Raw genomic sequence first — 20045 nt, 5'->3', positions numbered from 1 at the left:
ACCACCCCACCCCAAACCCGAACCGATCCGGAATCCGGACGCAGCCGCCTCGACCAAAAGCTGCAAAACTTTACAAGGTCGGCATAACAAACAAATCCCCGCCAACCGAAGTTAACAGGGATTCAATTTGGTGGAGCTAACGGGACTCGAACCCGTGACCCCCACACTGCCAGTGTGGTGCGCTACCAGCTGCGCCATAGCCCCGTTGCTGTATCAGGACCGTTGCCGATCCGATAAGCGAACGAATGTAAAAGTACAACACTGTGAGCAAGGGAACCAAATCGCCTGCTCACAGCGGTACTTCGCGGTACTGCACGGCATCAGTCAGCACCAGCCAGCACCAGACGCCACCGGTCAGAGCCGGACAGCGCCGGAGGGAACCAGTTAGTACCCCGGATGAAGCAGCGCCTACTTCACAACCTCAGGAACCCAGGACTTCAGTCCACCGTTGCCGTCGGACTGCAACTGGAACTCCTTGCCGTTGACGTACACGATCGGCGAGGAGACCTTGCCTGCACGCTTCTTCAGATCCTCGGCGTTGGCCTTGGCAACCTTGATGCCTTCGTCCTTAACCTCGCCGCTCTTGATCTGATCGACCACGGCGCCATCAACGTCGTACTTGGAGGCAGCCTCACCGAGCTGATCCCAGCCCCAGGTGCGAGCCACGGTCTTCTGGTCCAGCATCATCAGGTCGTGCATGTTCCAGAAAGCACGGGCGTTGCCGGTCTGGGCGATGGTCCATGCGGTCGCCGCACCACGAGTCGAGGAACCGGACTCGGGCTTATTAGCCTGATCCTCCTCGTCTAGGAAGTTGAGGAAGCGAAGCTTCACGATGATCTTGCCGTCATCCAGAGCCTTGAGCACACCCTCGTGGTCGGCCTTCACCAAGTCGGCGCAGTGGGGGCAGGAGAAGTCCTCGAAAATCTCCACCACCGGCGCGTCCTTCTGCACGTTCTTGGCAGCCATGACCACGGCATTGTCCTCGGTGGAGACTTCAAAGTTCACGTTGTCTTCCGGCAGGCTCACATTGTCCACGGCGCTGCTCTTGTTCTTGACAACGATGAAGCCAATCACCACGGCGGCGATCACGATAATGGCGATGATTCCCCAGAGGAATCCCCGACCATTCTTCGAGTTCGGCGCCTTAATCTTCTGGCTCACAGGTTTGTTCCTTTCGACAGGTTGCTCCCCCGCCGGCGCGCATTATTGTGCCCTGAGCGGGAATTCACCGATTCAGATTAACCATGACTCCCGCGCTTTAGCCAATGCTCAGCTCCCCTAGCAGCACCTTTGACAGGAAACTAGCAAAGAGCTTCGCCTTTTCACAGCCTGCGCACAGTCGGCACCACGCCACACAGTCGGCACCACGCGCCACAGTCGGCACGCACGCGGCTACGCCAGCACCTCGTTCACAACCGCCTGCGCCTCCTCCAGCACCTTGTCGAGGCGCTCGGGGCCTTCGAAGCTCTCGGCGTAGATCTTGTACTTGTCCTCGGTGCCGCTGGGTCGAGCCGCGAACCACGCGTTGTCGGTCGTCACCTTCACGCCGCCGATCGCCGCCCCGTTGCCCGGCGCCTCCGTGAGAATGGCGGTGATCTTCTCCCCCGCCAGGTCGGTGGCGGTGATGTCGTTGGCGCTGAGCTTCTTCAGGCGTTCCTTTTGGGTCCTGTTCGCGGGCGCGTCGATGCGCCTGTACGTGGGATCGCCGAGCGTGGCCGCCAGCTCGCGATAGCGCTCGGAGGGGCTGTTGCCGGTCACGGCCTTGATCTCCGACGCCAACAGGTCCGCGATAATTCCATCCTTGTCGGTGGACCACACGGTTCCGTCCATCCGGAGGAAGGAAGCGCCAGCCGATTCCTCGCCGCCGAAGCCCACGGACCCGTCCAGCAGCCCCGGCACGAACCACTTGAATCCGACCGGAACCTCCATCACAGACTTGCCGATCTTGTTGGCCACCCGGTCGATGATGGAGGAGCTCACGAGCGTCTTGCCGATCGCGGCGTTCGTGGGCCAATTCGGGCGGTGGCTAAACAGGTACTCGATTGCCACCGTGAGGTAGTGGTTGGGGTTCATCAGCCCAGCGTCGGGGGTCACGATGCCGTGGCGGTCAGAGTCGGCGTCGTTGCCCGTGGCGATATCAAACTTCTCCTTGTTCGCCACTAGGGAGGCCATGGCGTTCGGCGAGGAGCAGTCCATGCGGATGAGCCCATCAGTGTCGAGGGTCATGAACGCGAACGCGGGATCTACCTCCGTATTCACCACGGTCAGATCCAGGCCGTGTACCTCGGCGATGCGCTGCCAGTACGCCACCGATGCGCCACCCATGGGGTCAGCGCCGATGCGCACACCCGCGTTCTTGATCGCGGCGAGGTCCACCACCTGCGGCAGTGCGTCGACATACGTGCCCAAGAAGTCGTGGCGCCCAATGGAGTCAGTGGACGTCGTTCGCTTCACCCCGCGCAGATCGTTATCGAGGTACTCGTTGGCACGGTCGGCGATCCAGCTGGTGGCGTCGGTGTCGGCGGGACCACCGCTCGGCGGGTTGTACTTGAAACCACCATCGCGCGGTGGGTTGTGGGACGGCGTGATGACGATACCGTCGGCGCGATCGGAGTGACCGGCGCGGTTGTACTCCAAAATCGCGAAGCTCACTGCCGGGGTGGGCACGAAGCCATCCTGGGCGTCGACGAGCACGGTGACCCCGTTGCCCGCAAGGACTTCGAGCGCGGTGGCCTCGGCGGGCGCGGAGAGGGCGTGGGTGTCCTTGCCGATAAACAGTGGCCCGGTGATGCCCTGGTCCGTGCGGTAATCCACGATGGCCTGGGTAGTGGCCAGGATGTGATCCTCGTTGAAGGCACCGTCGAAGCTGCTGCCACGATGCCCGCTGGTGCCGAAGCTCACTCGCTGCTCCGGCTTGGAGAGGTCGGGCTTGGTCGTGGTGTAAGCCTCCAGCAGGGCGGCGATGTCCGTGAGGTCCTCAGAAGTTGCGGGTTGTCCAGCGCGTGGATGCATAGCGTTCTGTACCTTTCTTGTGCCTACTTTGGCTGGTTTCTTGGGTTAGTTTCTTGCGTTCATGTGTTGCTACCTCAAGTGTGCTCCACCGCGGCAGATTTTTCTCACCCACGGGTTACCCCTGTTGTTTCAATCACATGAAATTCTTCTATACTGTGCAGCCCCTAGCGCCGCCTAGCGTAGTGTCACCTCCATGACTGACGTTTCTTTTTCCGAGCAATTAGGTGAATGGCTCGGTGCAGCGGACAAGTTTGTATGGGGCGTGTTCTTCCTCATTCCGCTGCTCCTGGGCACAGGTGTGGTTCTGACCATCCGGCTGCGCGGCATCCAATTCCGCAAGCTGGGTGTGGCACTGCGCCACGGATTGATTGACCGCAATGACGAGGGCGGCGAGGGCGATATCAGCCAGTATCAGGCGCTGACCACCGCTCTAGCCGCCACCGTGGGTGTGGGCAACATCGTGGGCGTGGCCACCGCAATCTCCATCGGCGGCCCCGGCGCGCTCGTATGGATGTGGGTCACCGGCCTCGTGGGCATGGCCAGCAAGTACACCGAGGCTTTCCTCGGCGTGCGCTTCCGCCAGCGCGATTCGAAGGGCAACATCTCCGGCGGACCCCAGCGCTACCTGCAGCACGGCATCAAGGGCGGCTTCGGCACGTTCCTGGCGTGGTTCTTCACCGTCGCCGCCATCATCGCATCCTTCGGCATCGGCAACCTGACCCAGGGCAACGCCGTGGCAGCCGGCCTGGAGGACAGCTTCGGCGTGAGCCCCGTGGTCACCGGCGTGGTGATGTTCATTCTCGTCGGCGCCGTGCTGCTGGGTGGCATTCAGGCCATCGGCCGCGTCACCAGCGCTTTTGTGCCGCTGATGATCGGCATCTACCTCATCGGTGGCTTCGTGGTGCTGTTCATGCACCTGGGCCAGATCCCCGAGGCCCTGGGGCTCATTTTCTCCGACGCCTTCTCCGGCACCGCCGCCACCGGTGGTTTCGCCGGAGCCGGCATCATCCTCGCCCTGCAGATGGGCGTGGCACGCGGCATCTTCTCTAACGAGTCCGGCATGGGTTCGGCCGCTATCGCCGCTGCCGCTGCCAAGACGACGCACCCCGTGCGCCAGGGTCTCGTGTCCATGACCCAGACCTTCATCGACACCATCATCGTGGTGACGATGACCGGCCTGGTGATCGTCACCACGGGCGTGTGGAAGGAAGGTTCCGAGACCGCAGGCGCCATGACCGCCAACGCGTTCCGCGAGGGCATCGGCGCCGAATGGGGCGGAACCATCGTGTCCATTTCCGTGGTGTTCTTCGCTTTCTCCACGATTCTGGGCTGGTCCTACTACGGCGAACGCAACGCGGAGCGCGCGTTCGGCGACTGGGCATCCCTCCCCTACCGCATGATCTTTACCTGCGTGGTGTTCGTGGGCGCCACCACCGAGCTGGACCTGGCCTGGACATTCTCCGACCTGGCCAACGGCCTGATGGCGCTGCCGAACCTCATCGGCCTGCTCATCCTCTCCGGCCTGGTGGCCCGAGAGACGAAGGCTTACCTGGACTTCGACCCCACCCTGCGCGCGAAGCCCGATTCTGTGGAGAAGTTCCTCGTCGATACGAAGAACCCGTGGCGTTCTAACGGATAACCCCCGCCTGAGCGACTCAGCACCCCACAGTAAGTTTCACGTCGATGGTCTCTTGTCCGTCGTCCTGATGGGCGGTGCCGGTAATGGTGTAGGACTTGTCACCCTCCGTGACCTCGGCCTTCTCTTTCTCGGCATCGTCCATTTCGTATTCCTTGCCGTCGTACTTCAATTCAAACGACGTTAACGCCAGCGGCTCAAGGGCGAGGTCAACCTCGAGCTTGCCTGGGGAGCCACCGTCGCCAGCTTTGTATTCGATGTCTTGGCGGCCATCCTCCTCGCCACGCACGCACGCAATCGGAGCATAGGCGGACATATCGACCTGGTTGCCGTTGACCGTCATCTCCGGGGCGGTGAGCGAGGCGGTCTTGGAGGGCGTGGTGGCTGCGGCGGAATCTTTCACAGTCTCGGTGACAGTCTCCTTGGCAGACGTAGTGTCACTGGGAATGCCCGCGCCGTCCGAATCATTGCCACACGCCGCGACCCCAAGCAAAACCGCGGGCGCAATCACAGCGATGGAACATTTCCTGAAAACCTGAGAGGTCCGAGAAGTCAGAGAGGTCCGAGTAGTATTAGCCATGCTGCGACTATAGCCAGCGATCCCGCCGCAGGGGTAGTCTCCCCACCAAAAATTGAATTCCACCTCAGCTGTCCAATGCGAACAATATGATCTGTATTCATGATCTTTCCTTCACATCACGGACTAAACTCCCCACTCACTCCCCTGCGTTTCCTCCAGCGCTCCGCCACCGTCCATCTCAACAAGGTGGCCTGCGTGGACGGACCCCGGCGCATCACCTTCACCGAATTCCGCGATGATGCGCAGGCCTTAGCGCGTGCCCTCATCGACGACGGCATCCAGCCCGGCGATCGCGTAGGTGTGCTGGCCCCCAATAGCTACGAGGCCCTGCTGGCCCAGTTCGCCATTCCCCTCGCCGGTGGCGTGATCGTTGCCATCAACACCCGCCTGGCGCCCGCCGAGGTGAACTACATCCTCAACCACTCAGACGTTTCCGTCCTCATCGCGGACAAGCAGCTCATTGACGAAGCGCGCCCCGCGCTGGACACCCCGCTGCAGCGCGTGCTGCTCATCGCAGAGGAAGACGGGAGTGAGGCGAACGTAGCGGCGTCGGACGAGAACACCCAAACGCTCAGCAGCTACCTGCAACGCGAAGGCGACGACCTCAGCTACCGCATCGACGACGAGCACCAAGCCATCGCCATCAACTACACCTCCGGCACCACCGGCAAGCCGAAGGGCGTGATCTACACGCACCGCGGCGCCTACCTCAACGCGCTCGGGCAAGTGCAAACGCAGCACTTCACACACGACACGGTGTACCTGTGGACGCTGCCGATGTTCCACTGTTCCGGCTGGTGCACCGGCTGGGCGGCGATGGCGGTCTCGGCAACGCAGGTGGCCATTCGGGCTGTTCGCGGGCCGAAGATGTGGGAACTCATCGCGGATGAGGGCGTCACTGCGATGTGCGGCGCCCCAGCCGTGCTCACCACTTTGGTCGACGACGACAACAAGCGACGCGTGAAGAATCTCCGGATCGTCACGGCGGGCGCTCCGCCGAGCCCGACCATCATCACGCGCTGCGAGAACATCGGCGTGGAGGTGACTCACGTCTACGGCCTCACCGAGAGTTACGGCCCGTTCACCGTGTGCGAATCCCAACCGGAGTGGACGGACATGACTGTGCGGCGCCGGGCCGTGCTTAAAGCCCGCCAGGGCGTGGCGACCGTGACCAACGACGACGTGCGCGTGATCCAGCCAACCGAGACCGTCGATGATGAACTGATCGATGTGCCCGCCGACGGCGTAACCATGGGCGAGATCGTCATGACCGGCAACGGGGTGATGAACGGCTACTTCAAGGACGAAGATGCCACCGCCATGGCGTTCCGCGGCGGCTGGTTCCACACCGGCGACCTCGGGGTCATGCACCCCGATGGCTACATTCAGCTGCTCGACCGAGCGAAGGACGTGGTGGTCTCCGGCGGCGAGAATATCTCCACCATCGAGGTGGAGCAGGCCGTGGTGAGCTACCCGGATGTCTCCGACTGCGCGGTGATCGGCGTGCCGGACGACAAGTGGGGCGAGCGGCCGCGCGCGTACGTGGTGCTGCGCCCGGAGGCGCGCGGGGCGGACGAGCAGGCCATCCAAGACGCAGTGATCGCCCACTGCCGTGCGCACATCGCGGGTTACAAGGTGCCGCGCGACATTGTGATTCTGGAGGATCTGCCCCGCACCTCCACGGGCAAGGTGCGCAAGAACGAGCTGCGCGATGCGGCGTGGGCGGGGAAGGAGCAGCGGATTAACTAGAGGACCCCTAGAGAACCATAGCCGCGGCCCAACCCGCGATGAGCAGCGGAATGTTGAAGTGAATGAAAGTGGGGATCACGGAGTCGCGGATGTGGTCGTGCTGCCCATCCGCGTTGAGGCCGGACGTGGGGCCCAGGGTGGAGTCTGAAGCGGGGGAACCGGCATCGCCCAGCGCGCCTGCAGTGCCGATGATCGCCACCGTAGCCAGCGGCGAGAAGCCCATCGACGCGCACAGCGGCACGTAGATCGTGGCGATGATCGGCAGCGTGGAAAACGAGGAACCGATGCCCATCGTCACAATGAGGCCCACGACGAGCATCGCGATGGCGGCGGCGGCCTTGCTGCCGGAGAACAGATCCGCCGAGGCATTGACCAGACCCTCAACCTCGCCAGTGGCCTGCATGACGGCGGCGAAGCCCTGGGCGGTGATCATGATGAAACCGATGAGGGCCATCATCTTCATGCCGGCGGTGAAGACGTCGTCTGCCTTGCGCCAGTCCACCGCACCCGTGCCCATGAAGATGGCCAGGCCAATGAGCGCGCCGATGAGCAGTGAATCGGCCTCCATGTCGGAGGACTGCATCCAGACCTGCACGGCGAACGTGGCGATGATGGCCACCACGGAGACCCAGATCTTGTAGCGGCTGATGGGTTCCTCTTCTTCGTTGGCAGCCTCGGTGATCGTGATATTCGCGTATTCGCGGGGCTTGCGGTAGCTGATGAACACGGCGATGAGCAGGCCCACGAACATGCCGAGGGCGGGGATCGCCATGGCCTTCATGACATTGATGCCATCTGTGGACATGCCGGCCTTATTAATGTTGCCCAGCAGGATGTCATTGAGGAAGATCGAACCAAAACCCAGCGGGATCCACATGTACGTGGTGACCAGGCCGAACGTGAGGATACAAGTAACCATGCGGCGGTCCAGCTTGAGCCGGTTGAACACGGACAGCAACGGCGGAATGATCAGCGGGATAAAGGCGATGTGGACGGGGATGAGGTTCTGGCTCATGATCGCCATGGCCAAGATTCCGGCGAGCATGCCCCACTTGGTCAGCGCGATGGTGCGCGCCTTGGCCTCGGCCCCTTCCACGCCGAGGCGGTTGATGAGCCACTCGGCGAGCACCCGCGGCAGGCCCGCGCTGGCCACGGCCATCGCGAAGGCGCCGAGCAGCGCGTAACTCAGGGCGATCTTCGCTCCCCCGGCCAGGCCATCTTGAAAGGCGACCATCGTGCCGTCCAGGCCCAGTCCGGCCATGAGACCGCCGATGAGGGCGCCGATAAACAGGGACAACACCACGTGGACCCGGCACAAGGCCAGGACGAGCATCACGATAACCGCTACGAGCACTGCATTCATGGGTACAGAATAGGGGCAGCCATTTTATTACCTAAATTCTTCTGAGCCGTGCGGGTGTGACCCCACGCACGCCAGAATTGCCGCCGGAGCTGGGCTACACTGAGACAATGCCCAAGGAGAGACTGCCGCGAGATCCCGAGCGCCGCAAAAAGTCCATCACCGAGGCAGCGGCGAAGTTGGCCATTTTACACGGCCCGCACAACGTCACCCACCGCATGATCGCCGCCGAGGCCGGGGTGAGCCTAGGATCCACAACGGCCTACTTTGACTCCCTCGATGACCTCATGACCCAAGCCTTCCAGCGGCTTTCCGAAGTCTTCGACCGCGAGATCTCCGCCGTGCTGCAGGAAATGCGGGAATCCGGTGCACCCGAAGTTGTCCTGGCGAGGGTGCTGACTAGGGGCGTCGAAGATCGGTTCCGGGCCCGTGGCCAGATGATGTTCGTCCTCCAGAGCATCGACAACCCGGCGATGCAGAAGGTGTCGAACGTCTGGTTCGACGCCATCGAGAACGTCATGCGCGAGTTCACCAGCCCGATCGCCGCCCGCGCCATCGCTATCTACTGCGACGGCTTCCTCGTCCAGGTCGCCCGCTCCGGCAACTTCCCCGCCGAGGACGAAATCATCGCAGCCTTCCGCGCGCTCATGGCCGGCGCCTAGAGTTTCCCGAAAACCTCCCCGGCCACCACGCTCCCCGGTAGCGTCGGTTACATGTCAAAAAGTATTTTTGTTTCGGGAGCAGCTGCCGGCATTGGCCGGGAAGTAGCGCTGAAGTTCTATAACGCCGGGTGGATCGTCGGCGCCTTTGATATCGACGACGCCGCACTGTCCGACCTCGCCAAGGACCACCCCGGTATTATCACGGGGCACCTGGACGTCACGAAGTACGGGGACTGGGAAAAGGCCCTCGCGGACTTCACGTCCCACACCGGTGGCACCCTCGATGTGCTGGATAACAACGCGGGCATCATCGTTGACGGCGACATCACCGACCAGAGCCCCGAGCAGATCGCGGCCCAGGTGGATGTCAACTGCACCGGCCTCACCCTCGGCGCCCGCGCTGCCCACGCATACTTGAAGAACACCCCCGGCGCGCACCTGGTGAACATGTGCTCAGCATCCGCGATCTACGGGCAGCCGCACATCGCGCCCTATTCTGCCTCCAAGTTCTTCGTCTACGGCATGACACAGGCGCTTGACCTGGAGTGGCGCAAAGACGATATCCGTGTGGTGGCGCTCATGCCCCTGTGGGCCAAGACCAAGCTCGCCGACGTCAAGGCCGCTTCCGTGAAGCGCCTAGGCGTGCGGATCACGCCTGAACAAGTCGCCGACAAGGTGTGGGAGGCCGTGCACGAGGGCAAGCGCAGGAAGTTCCTGCGCTTCTACTCCGTGTCAACCAACGACCTCGTGCTACGCTACAGCGCCCGGCTGGCCCCATCGTTCGCCTCGAGGTTTGTCAACAAGCTCATCGCGGGCTAACTGTTCTGGCTCACTATCCGCCGCTGACGTGGGGAGATACTACGGGGACACCGTCGTGGGTGAGGACTGTGGCGTCGACCTGATAGACAGCCCGCAAAAGATTCTCATCGACGATATCGGCGGGCTCGCCGGTAGCAACGACCTGCCCGCCCGTCATCACCACGAGCTCATCGCAGTAGCGCGTGGCGAGGTTGAGATCGTGAATGGCCACGATGGCCAGGCAGTCGCGCTCGGCGACCACCGAACGAACCTCCGTAAGCAGGCTGATCTGGTGGCGCAGATCCAGAGCCGAGGTGGGCTCATCAAGAAGCAGCACCTCCGGCTCGCGGGCCAGCGCCTGCGCGACCGCGACCAGTTGGCGCTGGCCGCCGGAGAGCTCAGCGACACTGCGGTGCGCCACATGCTCGATCCCCAACCGGACGAGGGCGGCCTCGGCGCGGTGGAGGACCTGGTCTGACACCGACCACGAGGACGCGCCCCGGGCGGAGATGACGACCGTCTCGAACGCGGTGAGCGCCGCCGATGAGGGCAAGTCTTGGGGGACGTAACCAATGGCACGGCGCAGCGACTGGCCGCGAATAGTTGTGTCCGCCACCGTGAGGTCGAGATGGCCGGCCGCGGGTTTCTTTACCCCGGCGAGGGTCTTGATGAGCGTGGATTTACCCGCCGCATTCGGCCCCAGCAGGCCCACGACCTTGCCGTGCTCGCCGGAATCGAGGTCGAGCGAGACACCACGCAAGACGGTGCGGCGGCCGTAGCGGCTGGTGAGGTTGTCCACGGTCAAGCGCACGTGAGGGGTGTTGGTTACCATTGGACCCGCCCCTTCCGAAGCACGATGAACAGGAAGAACGGCACGCCGATGAGCGAGGTGACGATGCCGATGGGGATGGCGACACCCGGGTTGATGCTCAGCGAGACCACATGCGCAGCAACGAGGGTGAGCGAGCCGACCGCCATCGAGGCAGGCAGCAGGAACCGCTGATCGTCGCCGACGATGAGCCGGGCGATGTGTGGACCCACCAAGCCCACGAAACCAATGATGCCGCTGAACGCCACGGCCGTGGCGGCGAGGACCGACACCAGCACCATCGTGGTCACGCGCAGGCGATCGACGTTGATGCCCATCGCGGCGGCGCGGGCATCGCCGAGGCGCAGGGCCGTGAGCTTCCAGCCGTTGACCATAAGAATGGGCACGACGATCAGGAGTACAACCGCGAGGATGATGTTGGCCGTCCACGTGGCGCGGGTCATGGAGCCGAGTGTCCAGAACACGATCTGCTGGAGGGCCTCGGTGGTGGCCTGATACTGCATGAGCGCAAGCAGCGCCTGGAACAGGAACACCAGGGCGATGCCCATGAGGATCATCGTGTGATTGCTGGCCCCGCGCACCACGGACACGGCCGCGATGAGCAGCGCCGCGCCGATCGAGCACACCCAGGCGATGAAGGCCAGGTTGAGCTGCGGATTTGGCAGCACCCCCCACCCCAGCACGATGGAGGCGGCACCGCCGAACGCGGCGGCTGCGGAGATTCCCAACGTGAATGGTTCGGCTAGGGGGTTATCCAGGATGGTCTGCATCTGCGCGCCCGAGGCCGCAAGTGCCGCGCCGACCAGCACGGCCATGACCGACATCGGCAGGCGCAGTGACCAGATCACGGTGTGCGTTTGCTCGTCCACACCGCCGCGGATAAAGATGGCGCGCAGCACGGTGGATGCGCTGTAGTTGAACGGCCCCACCATGGTGGCGAGCACGAAACCAACGGCCGCGCACACAATAAGGCCAACGATGATCGCCACGCTCCGGCGGGAGCGCTTCCGGTAGGCGCTAGCCGCTGAAGAAGGTTCCCGAGTACTCGTAGGGGAGCCACTGTTCATGGAACTTCTTGAAATCTTCAGCTGGGTCGACATTCTCCATTGCCTCCGGGTGTTGCCATTGTGCGATTTGTTCTGCGGCGAAGATGTTCCACGGCGAGGTGTAGAACTGGTGCCACAGCGAGTACAGGTGACCGTCCTTGACCGCGCTGAGCTGGTCGATCCCGGGTGAGGCGGTGAGTCCCTCGCGGGTGCGGTTCGCAACCTCGGCGGAGGTGGTGTAGCCGAGTTCGGCGTTGGGAACCTGGTACTTCTTGTCGGGCTCCTTGGCCCACTCGCCGCCGGTGGCGATGACGATATCTGGGTTGTCCTTGACCAACTGCTCTGGGGTGATGGAGCCTTCCTCCTTGCCATTGAGGGTGGCCACAGCGACGTTGGAGCCGCCGCCCAGGGTGATGAATTGGCCGAGGTTGTAATCCCCCACCGTGGCGCAGCAATCCTTGAGGCCGGCGGCGCGCCAGATGATGGAGGGGATCTGGGCTTGGCCCTTCACCGCCGTTTCGATCTTGTTTTTCTTGTCCTCGTAGAAGCTGTTGAACTCCTTGGCCTTGGCCTCGCGGTCGAAGACCTGGCCCAGGATGCTCATGGACGGGGTGGTGTTCTTCTCGGGATTGTCGCGGAAGTCCACGTAGACGTACTTGAGGCCCGCCTGGTCCATCTTCTCGGTGAATCCAGTGGTCTTCTCGCTGGTCTTCGCGTCGAGCGGAAGGATGGTGAGGTCCGGCTTGTAGCTCAGCAGGTTTTCTACGGTGACGTCGCCAGACAGCACGCTGCCCATGCTCGGGATCTTGGCGACATCGGGCTTGGCCTCGCTGATCTTCTGCCAGAAGCTGGGGGCGCCCTTCTTCACATCGTCGCCAATGGCCACGATCTTGTCGGCGGGATTGTCCTTGTTCAGCGTGGCCACGGCCATGAGGGCGCGACCTTCGCCGAGGATCACGCGGTCGGGGCGCTTGTCGAGGGTGACGGTACGGCCGGCGACATCCGTGATGGTGAGATCGCCGTTGTTGTTCGACGCCACAGTGGACTCCGAGCCGGAGGAATCCTGCGGGGTTGCCGGATTGTCGTCGCTGGCGGCTCCGCAGCTGGCGAGGAGGGTGGCGCTGACGGCGACGACGGCAGCAAGGGCGCGAGGGGTCTTCATCCGCTTCCTTTCAGGTTAGGCTAATCAAATTAAGCGTGCTGGAACAGATAATTAGATTAGCCTCATCTAACACTTTCCACAAGAGGATGGCTCTGCCACCAATCGCTTCTCGGGGTTCTGCTGCACCTGCACCCCCACTATGCGCCCGGCCGAGTCCTGTTCGATCACCACCCAACGTTCCATGTCCAAGGATCGGTCGCCGCGCTACATCAGCCGAAGGGAAACCCATCACGTCCATGAGGACAATTACTGCCCTATCTACGGGACTGAGAACTTGCACCAAGCGCGTAATGGCAGAATCAACGTCATCCCGAACATCGAATTCCTCCTCAACGTTCGTATCAGCAGCCGCCCAGGCCACGAAATCCGGCAACCACTCGCCGACGTAGTTTTCTTTGGATCTCTCGAGTACCCGCGCCTCATCGATGGCTAGCCGGACGGTGACCCTGCTCAGCCATGCCGCCGGATTGTCCGGCTTATGCTCCTCACACCGCAGCAGTGCCTCCTGAACAACGTCCTCGGAACGATGCCAATCCCCCAGCACCGTACCCATCGTCGTTAGTTCAAGGATGAGCTCTTCGCGCGCGTTGATTGGGGTGAGCTCGATGTCCTTTTTCGCCGCTTCGCCCGCATGCATCTCCTCGCAGAACGAGCACCCGTTCAGCCGCGACGCGTGCACCTGGATGAGAAGGCGTTCCCGTGTGGATAGTCTTCGGGATGCCGCCTCAAGAGCAATCATCGCTGTGTTAAACCGTTTCGTGAGTTTGACGTTATCCATGCCAGGTAGACGAATACCGTCGCCTCGATGTGACATTGTGCTGGTAAACACGGAAAAACCGCCATCGCGGAATATCTTCCGCGATGGCGGTTAATGGTGGAGCCGCCGGGAATTGAACCCGGGTCCTTTGCGACCTCGCCAGGGCTTCTCCGTGCGCAGTTCGCACATGGTCTCTGCTCGACCCTTCAGCTCTTGCGAACAAGTCTGAATGACGGGCCCAGTTGCTCGTAGGGTGTCCCACTCGGCCCGAACAACAAAGCCGAGTGGCAAGTCCCTTGAGTCGATGCCAGCTACCGGGTCAGGGACAAACCCGGGCTGACAGACACGCGGTCGCTGGTATTAGGCAGCGAGGGCGTAGTCGCGCTGAGTGTTCTCGGCGCTTATAAAGTTGCAGCGACGCTTATACGGTGGTCCTCTGCCTTCACCGGCACGCTTCCCCTGGCTCAATGCACAAAGTCGAAACCACATCGACCCCGTGTTGTCCTGCTGCGGAAACGTCGTTCAGCAGGAAAGACAAGACTACCGCCAACGGCTGTTGCGCGTCAAGATCCTCCCAGCACTTCCCCGCCTTAGGCAGTCGTCACCTGAACCTCGTAGCCGTCCTTGTCCGACCCCGCCAGAAACGCCTCGGCCTGGGCCTTCACCAGCTCGGTGACGCGCTGCTGCGCCCGCTTGAGCAGATCCTTCTTCTTGGCCTTATCCTCGGCTTCCTTTTCCTGGACATCCAAGAACTCCGTGTAGTTTTCCACCTTGACCTGATTCAGCGGGTTGAATGACTGGTCATATACCACCACGGACGAGGGCTCGATTTCATTCGAGAGGATTTCCGCCTTGGGGACCTTGATGGTCACGGTGCGGGCGGCGTCGTCAATACGCACATCGGATTTCTCAATATCCTTAACCCCTGCTTTCACCACACCGTCGTACGCAACAAGGAAATGCTTTCCCGTCAGCGGAACCGTCAGCCCCAAGGCCTTCCAGCCGTCCTCATTGAAGCGTCCCACGCCGGAGTAGGAGTACTGTTCAACGGCCAATTCCGAGATGTCCTCGAGGGTGCCACCAATGCCCGTCGACGTGATGGAGCGCGTCGGCTCCCCCCACGAGGCCCATCTTGTTCAAACCAAAAAGAGCACCCGCCGTCAGGACAATTCCTACCAGCAGGCCAGCTACAACTTTCAGTGCACCGGACATTCCGCGCCTCATCTCCATGCGTCATGACATTAACGAGAAACCGTCAACAAACGATCAACAAACCATCAACAATTCGGCAACAAAACGACCGAATTTTTACGTAACATACCACGGCGCGCGTTGAAGGTTATTGTTCCTTGTCGTCGGAACCTTCAGGATCGTCTTCTTGCACAGCCTTCCACTCAGCCTCCCACTCAGCCTTGCGATCCTTCGACTTCCGGTTATTGCGCACAGCAAGAATCCCCACCACGATGCCAACGACCACCGGCACCCAAACCTTCGAGTATTCCGCCAGAAAGTCCAGCACAGGCAGCACGGGGTCCAACCACCCCGGGAGATGAAACTCTGGTAGATGAAACTCTGGGAGGTTGATATCTGGCAGGTTGATCTCCGGCCAATTAATCGAGGGCCAATTAATCTCCGGCCACGGAATATCGGGCAGGTGCCAATCCGGCAGCAACCGCCCCAGCATGGGAAGAAGCACCAAGGCAACCAGCGCCCAGCCGCCTCTGCCCACCCCACCAATCAGCGGATACAACCAGCGCTTGAACGGAGACGCCTCCATCTCCTCCAGCCGCTTCTCCGCCTTCGACCCCGCCGGCGGATCGAAATTCACCCACCCACGGTCATCCTTGACCCGGATATTCGTCACCCAGCTGTTCGTCAGATTCGTCTGAATCTGCAGCATTGGCTTACTCGTCGTGTAATTCGAGTGATACTTTCCTGGCTTCAGCTTCGCATTATCCTCGAGGCTGACCTTGTGCTCCTGCAGCGCATCGCACCGCGCCAGCGTTGTGCCATCCCGCTGCACCAGAACTTTGGTCGCGAGGTACCCGAAGACCTTGTCAGCGACCTTCTTCTTTTCTTTTTTCGACGCCGCTACGTCCTCCCCATCCGGAAAGTCCGGATCGAGCGTGTGCAAGCTGGCGGCGTCGCCAAGAAAAACATCGAGGCGCCCGAACACCGGGTGTTGCATGCTCCAGTGCTCGACCGTCATCCAGTGATGCCCTTGATGCGGCGCCCGAGCTCGCGGGTGATTTCACGCTCCTCGGTGCGGCGCTTGATGTCCTGGCGCTTGTCGTACTCCTGCTTACCGCGGGCGAGGGCGAGCTCGACCTTGAGGCGACCCGACACGAAGTAGAGCTGGAGCGGAACGAGGGTGTTGTTGCCGTCGCGGACCTTGCCCATGAGGGAGTCAATCTCGCGGCGGTGTAGCAACAGCTTGCGGGTGCGGCGGGGGCTGTGGTTGGTCCAATGCCCCATCGAATACTCGGGAATGTGCAGGCCGCGCAGCCAGACCTCGCCCTCGTCGATGGTCGCGTAGGCATCGACCAGCGAGGCCTTGCCCTCGCGCAACGCCTTGACCTCAGTGCCGACGAGCACCACGCCGCACTCATAGGTCTCCACGATGTGATAATCGTGGCGAGCCTTGCGGTTGGTGGCAACAACAAACTGCGCAGGCGCCTTTGTTTTACCGGCCTTGCCAGCCTTGCCAGCCTTGCCCTTGGATTTCCCGGAATCAACCGGGGTGCTCTTCTTCGCTGCCATAACGAGTCGAGCCTACCAAGGATCTGGACTAAGGGATCTGGGGCGTCTAGTTCTTCACGTACCAGCGCAGGGTGACCTGGGCGGTAATGGCGGCGACGAGCACACCCACAATAACCACGAAGGGCGACGCCAACCAGATATCACTGTTCGTGATGCGGGCGATGATCTGAGAATCGTAGAGCGACTTCAGCGCCCGGTCGACCACGAGGATCTTCGCCAGGAACATGCCTGCCACGGCGAGCACGGCGCCAACGAAGGCGGCGATCATGGCCTCCAGCACGAACGGAGCCTGGGTGTACCAGCGGGATGCACCGACCATGCGCATGATGCTGATCTCGTTGCGGCGCGAGTATGCGGTGATCTGCACCATGTTCATGATGAGGAAGATCGCCGCGATCGCCTGCACGGCCGCGATGAGGAACGAGGCGTTCCTGATCGAATCCAGGTTGGCCGTGGCGGCCTGCAGGTCATCGCCCTGATCCACGACGTTGACCACGGCCGGGTTGTCGCGGATCTTGTCGATCGGGCCGGTCTTCGTGGGATCCGTCAGGCGAACGTGAAGCGCTGCGGGGAAGGCATCCTCGCTAGTCTGCTCCACGAGCCGGGGATCGGAATCCTTGAACAGTTGCACGAACCGGTCATAGGACTGCTGCTTGTTGCGATACGTGACGGTATCGACCCCTGGGTCACCCTTCAGTTCCTCCATGAGGGAGGAGCATTCGGGCGTCGAACAATCAGGGTCGCTGGCCGAGATCTTATCGTCCAGTTGGACCATCACCTCGACGCGGTCAATGTAAATCTCCTTGGTGCGCTCGGTCATGCTCGTCAGCAGGAAACCGGTGGCAAGGAGAGCCAGCGAGATCGCGGTGGTGATGATCATGGCGATCGTCATGGTGGCGTTGCGGCGCAGGCCGGAGAACGCCTCACGGAATACAAAGTTTGATTTCATCAGTTTCGTTTCTCCCCTATGCCTAGCGGCCGACGCCGTACACGCCGTGGGCATCGTCGCGGACGAGTTTGCCCTTGGACAATTCAATGACGCGCTTGCGCATGGAGTCCACGGCAACATCGTCGTGGGTGGACATGACAACCGTGGTGCCGTTCTGGTTAATCCGGTTGAGCAGGGTCATAATTTCGGACGACGTATCCGGGTCGAGGTTGCCCGTGGGCTCATCGGCCAGCAGCACCAGCGGCTTGTTCACCGAGGCGCGGGCGATGGCGACGCGCTGCTGCTCGCCACCAGATAGTTCGTGGGGGAAGCGGTTTTCCTTACCCTCCAAGCCCACGGTCTTCAGCGCCGCGGGGACGAGGGTCTCGATCTCGGAGCGCTTCTTGCCGATGACTTCGAGGGCGAAGGCAACGTTGTCGAAGACGTTCTTCTTCTGCAGCAGGCGGAAGTCTTGGAAGACATATCCGATCTTCTGGCGCAGCTTCGACACCTGGGAGCGCTTGATCTTGTTCACGTGGTAGTCGGCGACGTAGAGATCGCCGGAATCCACCTTTTCCTCGCGCAGCATGAGCTGGAGGAATGTGGACTTTCCGGAGCCCGAGGGGCCGATGAGAAAGACGAACTCGCCTTTATCGATCGTCACGGAAATGTTGTCCAAGGCGGGGCGGGTGGACGTCCTGTAGCTCTTAGAAACCTGGTCGAATGTGATCACAGGGAGCCAGTCTAGCGAAGACGGTGTGACTATTGAAGCCCAGTGGTGCTGATGAATGCTGTTGTTGCCGGTGTGAACTCGTGTTACTGCCGCTTGCTGTGGAGTTATGGCGAACAGGGTGAGGGCAGGAAATAGTGCCGTGAATCACACAAACCGATGAATGCCCGCTAGTGTTAGGGAAACGCTATGAGCGACTGCTTCGAGCGGATACTGACTGACATGCCCCCGAACGAGGACGAATGATGTCGAACGACACGAGAGACGAAGCCAAGGACGACGCCAAGGACGACACCAAGGACACCGTCACTACTGAGACGAACAAACGCAGCCAGCAAGATAAAGAGGGCAAGGAAGGCAAAGAGGGCAAGGAAGGCAAAGAGGGCAAGGAGGGCAAAGAGAGCAAGGAGGGCAAAGAGAGCAAGGAGGGCAAAGAACAAGCCTCCGGCTTCCTCGGAGCGGTCGAACGCCTCGGCAATAAGCTCCCCGACCCATTCTGGCTGTTCGTCATCCTCGGCGGACTTGTGCTCCTGACAAGCTGGATCGGATCGCTCGTGGGAATGTCCGCGACCGACCCGCAGTCCGGGGAGAAGATTCAGGTCACCAACCTGCTCACTCCCAGTGGACTATCAGACATCGTCTCCAACGCGGTGAAGAACTACGTGGAGTTCCCGCCGCTCGGCGTGGTCGTGGTCGTCATGCTCGGCGTGGCCGTCGCTGAACATGCCGGACTCATCAACGCCGTGATCCGCTCCATCGTGGCCAAGGTCGGCCCCCGGATGCTGACCTTCGTGGTCGCCATCGCGGGTGTGACGGGATCCATCGCCTCTGACGCCGTGTACGTGATCCTCATCCCCCTGGGCGCCATGGCCTTCCGCGCCGTGGGACGCTCGCCGATCGTCGGCGCCATGGTGGCCTTTGCCGCCTCCTCCGCCGGCTTCAACTCGTCACTGATCCTCAACATCACCGACGTGCTGCTGGCCAGTATCTCCACCCCGGCCGCGCAGATCGTGGACCCCAACTACGAGGTCTCACCGCTGGCGAACTACTTCTTCGTTACCGCCTCGGCCGTGATCCTCGCGCTCATCATCACCGTGGTCACCGAGCTATTCATCAACAAGAAGGCCCGCGAACTCGTCGACCACGATGACATCGACTACGAAGAGCTCCGCTTCGACACCGGCTCCGAGAAGCCGGCCAAGGACCTCACCCAAGACGAGCTCAACGAGCAGCTCACCCTGGAGCCCATCGAGAAGAAGGCCCTCGGAGCCACGGGCATCGCGACCGTCATCTGCCTGGCGATCTACTTCGGCCTGCTCTTCATCCCTGGCTCCCCACTGCAGGGCCCCGGTGGAGCGGTGATGGAAAGCCCGCTGATCCGCGCCGTCACCGTGCCGATCACCCTGGCCTTCTTCGTGCTCGGCCTCGTCTACGGCATCGTCGCCAAGACCATCACGAAACTCTCCGACATCCCCGAATTCATGGGCCGCGGCGTGAAAACCCTCATCCCCATGATCGTGCTGTTCTTCGTGGTCTCCCAGTTCCTCGCCTGGTTCACCGCCTCCAACCTGGGTTCCTGGACCGCCATCACCGGCGCGGATCTGCTGCAAAAGGCGAACCTGCCGCCGCTGGTGCTGTTCCTCGCCTTCGTGGTGCTCGTGGCGCTGATCAACCTGTTCATCACCTCAGGCTCCGCCCAATGGGCCCTCATGGCACCCATCGTGGTCCCCATGTTCATGTACGTGGGTTACTCCCCCGAAGTCACCCAGATGCTCTTCCGCATCGGTGATTCCCCGTCGAACATCATCACGCCCATGAGCCCTTACTTTGCCCTAGCGCTGACCTTCCTGCAGCGCTACTACCGCCGGGCTGGCATCGGCACCCTCATGTCCCTGGCGCTGCCGTACTCCATGTCCATGCTGTTCGGCTGGTTCATCTTCTTCGCCATCTGGTGGCTCATCGGCATCCCGCTGGGCCCAGGTTCTCCCATGACCTTCCCCGCAGGCGGCTAAAAGGTATAGGTTGGAGCTAATGGC

The 20045-nt window shown here is 61.7% G+C and carries 18 protein-coding genes, 1 tRNA gene and 1 other RNA gene; 5 read left to right on the top strand and 15 right to left on the bottom strand.

Annotated features, from left to right (window positions below):
- Positions 1-128: 128 nt before the first annotated feature.
- The 3 genes from LA343_RS04765 to pgm all read right to left on the bottom strand — a co-directional run bounded on the left by LA343_RS04765 (position 129) and on the right by pgm (position 3012).
- A tRNA-Ala gene (locus tag LA343_RS04765) sits at positions 129-204 on the bottom strand.
- Positions 205-408: 204 nt separating this feature from the next.
- A complete protein-coding gene (locus LA343_RS04760) occupies positions 409-1161 on the bottom strand; it encodes a DsbA family protein (protein ID WP_025402212.1) in 753 nt (250 codons plus the stop codon).
- A gap of 231 nt (positions 1162-1392) precedes the next feature.
- Complete coding sequence (pgm, locus tag LA343_RS04755) at positions 1393-3012, bottom strand: phosphoglucomutase (alpha-D-glucose-1,6-bisphosphate-dependent) (RefSeq protein WP_025402211.1); 1620 nt, start codon at positions 3010-3012, stop codon at positions 1393-1395.
- A gap of 193 nt (positions 3013-3205) precedes the next feature.
- Between pgm and LA343_RS04750 the strand changes: the two genes are divergently transcribed.
- Positions 3206-4651: an alanine/glycine:cation symporter family protein gene (locus LA343_RS04750; RefSeq protein WP_025402210.1), complete on the top strand. Its 1446-nt coding sequence runs from the start codon at positions 3206-3208 to the stop codon at positions 4649-4651.
- A 16-nt stretch (positions 4652-4667) separates the two neighbouring features.
- On the opposite strand, the gene LA343_RS04745 is transcribed toward LA343_RS04750, so the two are convergent.
- The gene (locus LA343_RS04745) at positions 4668-5159 is read right to left on the bottom strand and encodes a lipoprotein LpqH (RefSeq protein ID WP_025402209.1); all 492 of its coding nucleotides are present in this window, start codon (positions 5157-5159) and stop codon (positions 4668-4670) included.
- A 168-nt stretch (positions 5160-5327) separates the two neighbouring features.
- On the opposite strand from LA343_RS04745, the gene LA343_RS04740 reads away from it, so the two are divergent.
- Positions 5328-6977, top strand: coding sequence for an AMP-binding protein (locus LA343_RS04740; RefSeq protein WP_025402208.1), 1650 nt, complete (start codon positions 5328-5330; stop codon positions 6975-6977).
- 7 nt (positions 6978-6984) lie between these two features.
- Here LA343_RS04740 and LA343_RS04735 read toward each other — a convergent pair whose 3' ends face one another.
- Positions 6985-8340: a Na+/H+ antiporter family protein gene (locus LA343_RS04735; RefSeq protein ID WP_025402207.1), complete on the bottom strand. Its 1356-nt coding sequence runs from the start codon at positions 8338-8340 to the stop codon at positions 6985-6987.
- Between the two features lie 107 nt (positions 8341-8447).
- Between LA343_RS04735 and LA343_RS04730 the strand changes: the two genes are divergently transcribed.
- Both LA343_RS04730 and LA343_RS04725 read left to right on the top strand, forming a co-directional pair.
- Entirely contained in the window at positions 8448-8999 is a 552-nt protein-coding gene (locus LA343_RS04730) for a TetR/AcrR family transcriptional regulator (protein ID WP_025402206.1), read from the top strand.
- 51 nt (positions 9000-9050) lie between these two features.
- Complete coding sequence (locus tag LA343_RS04725) at positions 9051-9818, top strand: SDR family oxidoreductase (RefSeq protein ID WP_025402205.1); 768 nt, start codon at positions 9051-9053, stop codon at positions 9816-9818.
- 13 nt (positions 9819-9831) lie between these two features.
- Here LA343_RS04725 and LA343_RS04720 read toward each other — a convergent pair whose 3' ends face one another.
- The 10 genes from LA343_RS04720 to ftsE form a co-directional block, all read right to left on the bottom strand.
- The gene (locus tag LA343_RS04720) at positions 9832-10629 is read right to left on the bottom strand and encodes an ABC transporter ATP-binding protein (RefSeq protein WP_039910871.1); all 798 of its coding nucleotides are present in this window, start codon (positions 10627-10629) and stop codon (positions 9832-9834) included.
- Entirely contained in the window at positions 10623-11693 is a 1071-nt protein-coding gene (locus LA343_RS04715; protein ID WP_025402203.1) for a FecCD family ABC transporter permease, read from the bottom strand. Before LA343_RS04715 ends, LA343_RS04720 begins: the two co-directional genes overlap by 7 nt.
- Positions 11644-12834, bottom strand: coding sequence for an ABC transporter substrate-binding protein (locus LA343_RS04710; protein WP_025402202.1), 1191 nt, complete (start codon positions 12832-12834; stop codon positions 11644-11646). Before LA343_RS04710 ends, LA343_RS04715 begins: the two co-directional genes overlap by 50 nt.
- A gap of 10 nt (positions 12835-12844) precedes the next feature.
- Positions 12845-13612, bottom strand: coding sequence for a carboxymuconolactone decarboxylase family protein (locus LA343_RS04705; protein WP_025402201.1), 768 nt, complete (start codon positions 13610-13612; stop codon positions 12845-12847).
- 94 nt (positions 13613-13706) lie between these two features.
- Positions 13707-14087: a transfer-messenger RNA gene (ssrA, locus tag LA343_RS04700) on the bottom strand.
- Between the two features lie 94 nt (positions 14088-14181).
- Complete coding sequence (locus tag LA343_RS04695; RefSeq protein ID WP_224209238.1) at positions 14182-14655, bottom strand: DUF4230 domain-containing protein; 474 nt, start codon at positions 14653-14655, stop codon at positions 14182-14184.
- Between the two features lie 275 nt (positions 14656-14930).
- Positions 14931-15800 (bottom strand): hypothetical protein, encoded by an 870-nt coding sequence (locus LA343_RS04690; protein ID WP_025402199.1) that lies wholly within the window; start codon positions 15798-15800, stop codon positions 14931-14933.
- Complete coding sequence (gene smpB / locus LA343_RS04685; RefSeq protein WP_025402198.1) at positions 15797-16351, bottom strand: SsrA-binding protein SmpB; 555 nt, start codon at positions 16349-16351, stop codon at positions 15797-15799. The genes LA343_RS04690 and smpB overlap by 4 nt, the downstream gene beginning before the upstream one ends.
- A gap of 46 nt (positions 16352-16397) precedes the next feature.
- The gene (gene ftsX / locus LA343_RS04680) at positions 16398-17300 is read right to left on the bottom strand and encodes a permease-like cell division protein FtsX (RefSeq protein WP_025402197.1); all 903 of its coding nucleotides are present in this window, start codon (positions 17298-17300) and stop codon (positions 16398-16400) included.
- A gap of 22 nt (positions 17301-17322) precedes the next feature.
- Positions 17323-18012, bottom strand: coding sequence for a cell division ATP-binding protein FtsE (gene ftsE / locus LA343_RS04675; RefSeq protein WP_025402196.1), 690 nt, complete (start codon positions 18010-18012; stop codon positions 17323-17325).
- A 239-nt stretch (positions 18013-18251) separates the two neighbouring features.
- On the opposite strand from ftsE, the gene LA343_RS04670 reads away from it, so the two are divergent.
- Positions 18252-20021, top strand: coding sequence for an AbgT family transporter (locus LA343_RS04670; protein ID WP_025402195.1), 1770 nt, complete (start codon positions 18252-18254; stop codon positions 20019-20021).
- The last annotated feature ends 24 nt before the right edge of the window (positions 20022-20045 follow it).

It is taken from the genome of Corynebacterium falsenii, from assembly GCF_020099275.1.
GTDB classification, from domain to species: domain Bacteria; phylum Actinomycetota; class Actinomycetes; order Mycobacteriales; family Mycobacteriaceae; genus Corynebacterium; species Corynebacterium falsenii.
The sequence above is the reverse complement of the archived record's forward strand: the minus strand, read 5'-3'. Positions and strand labels throughout refer to the sequence as shown.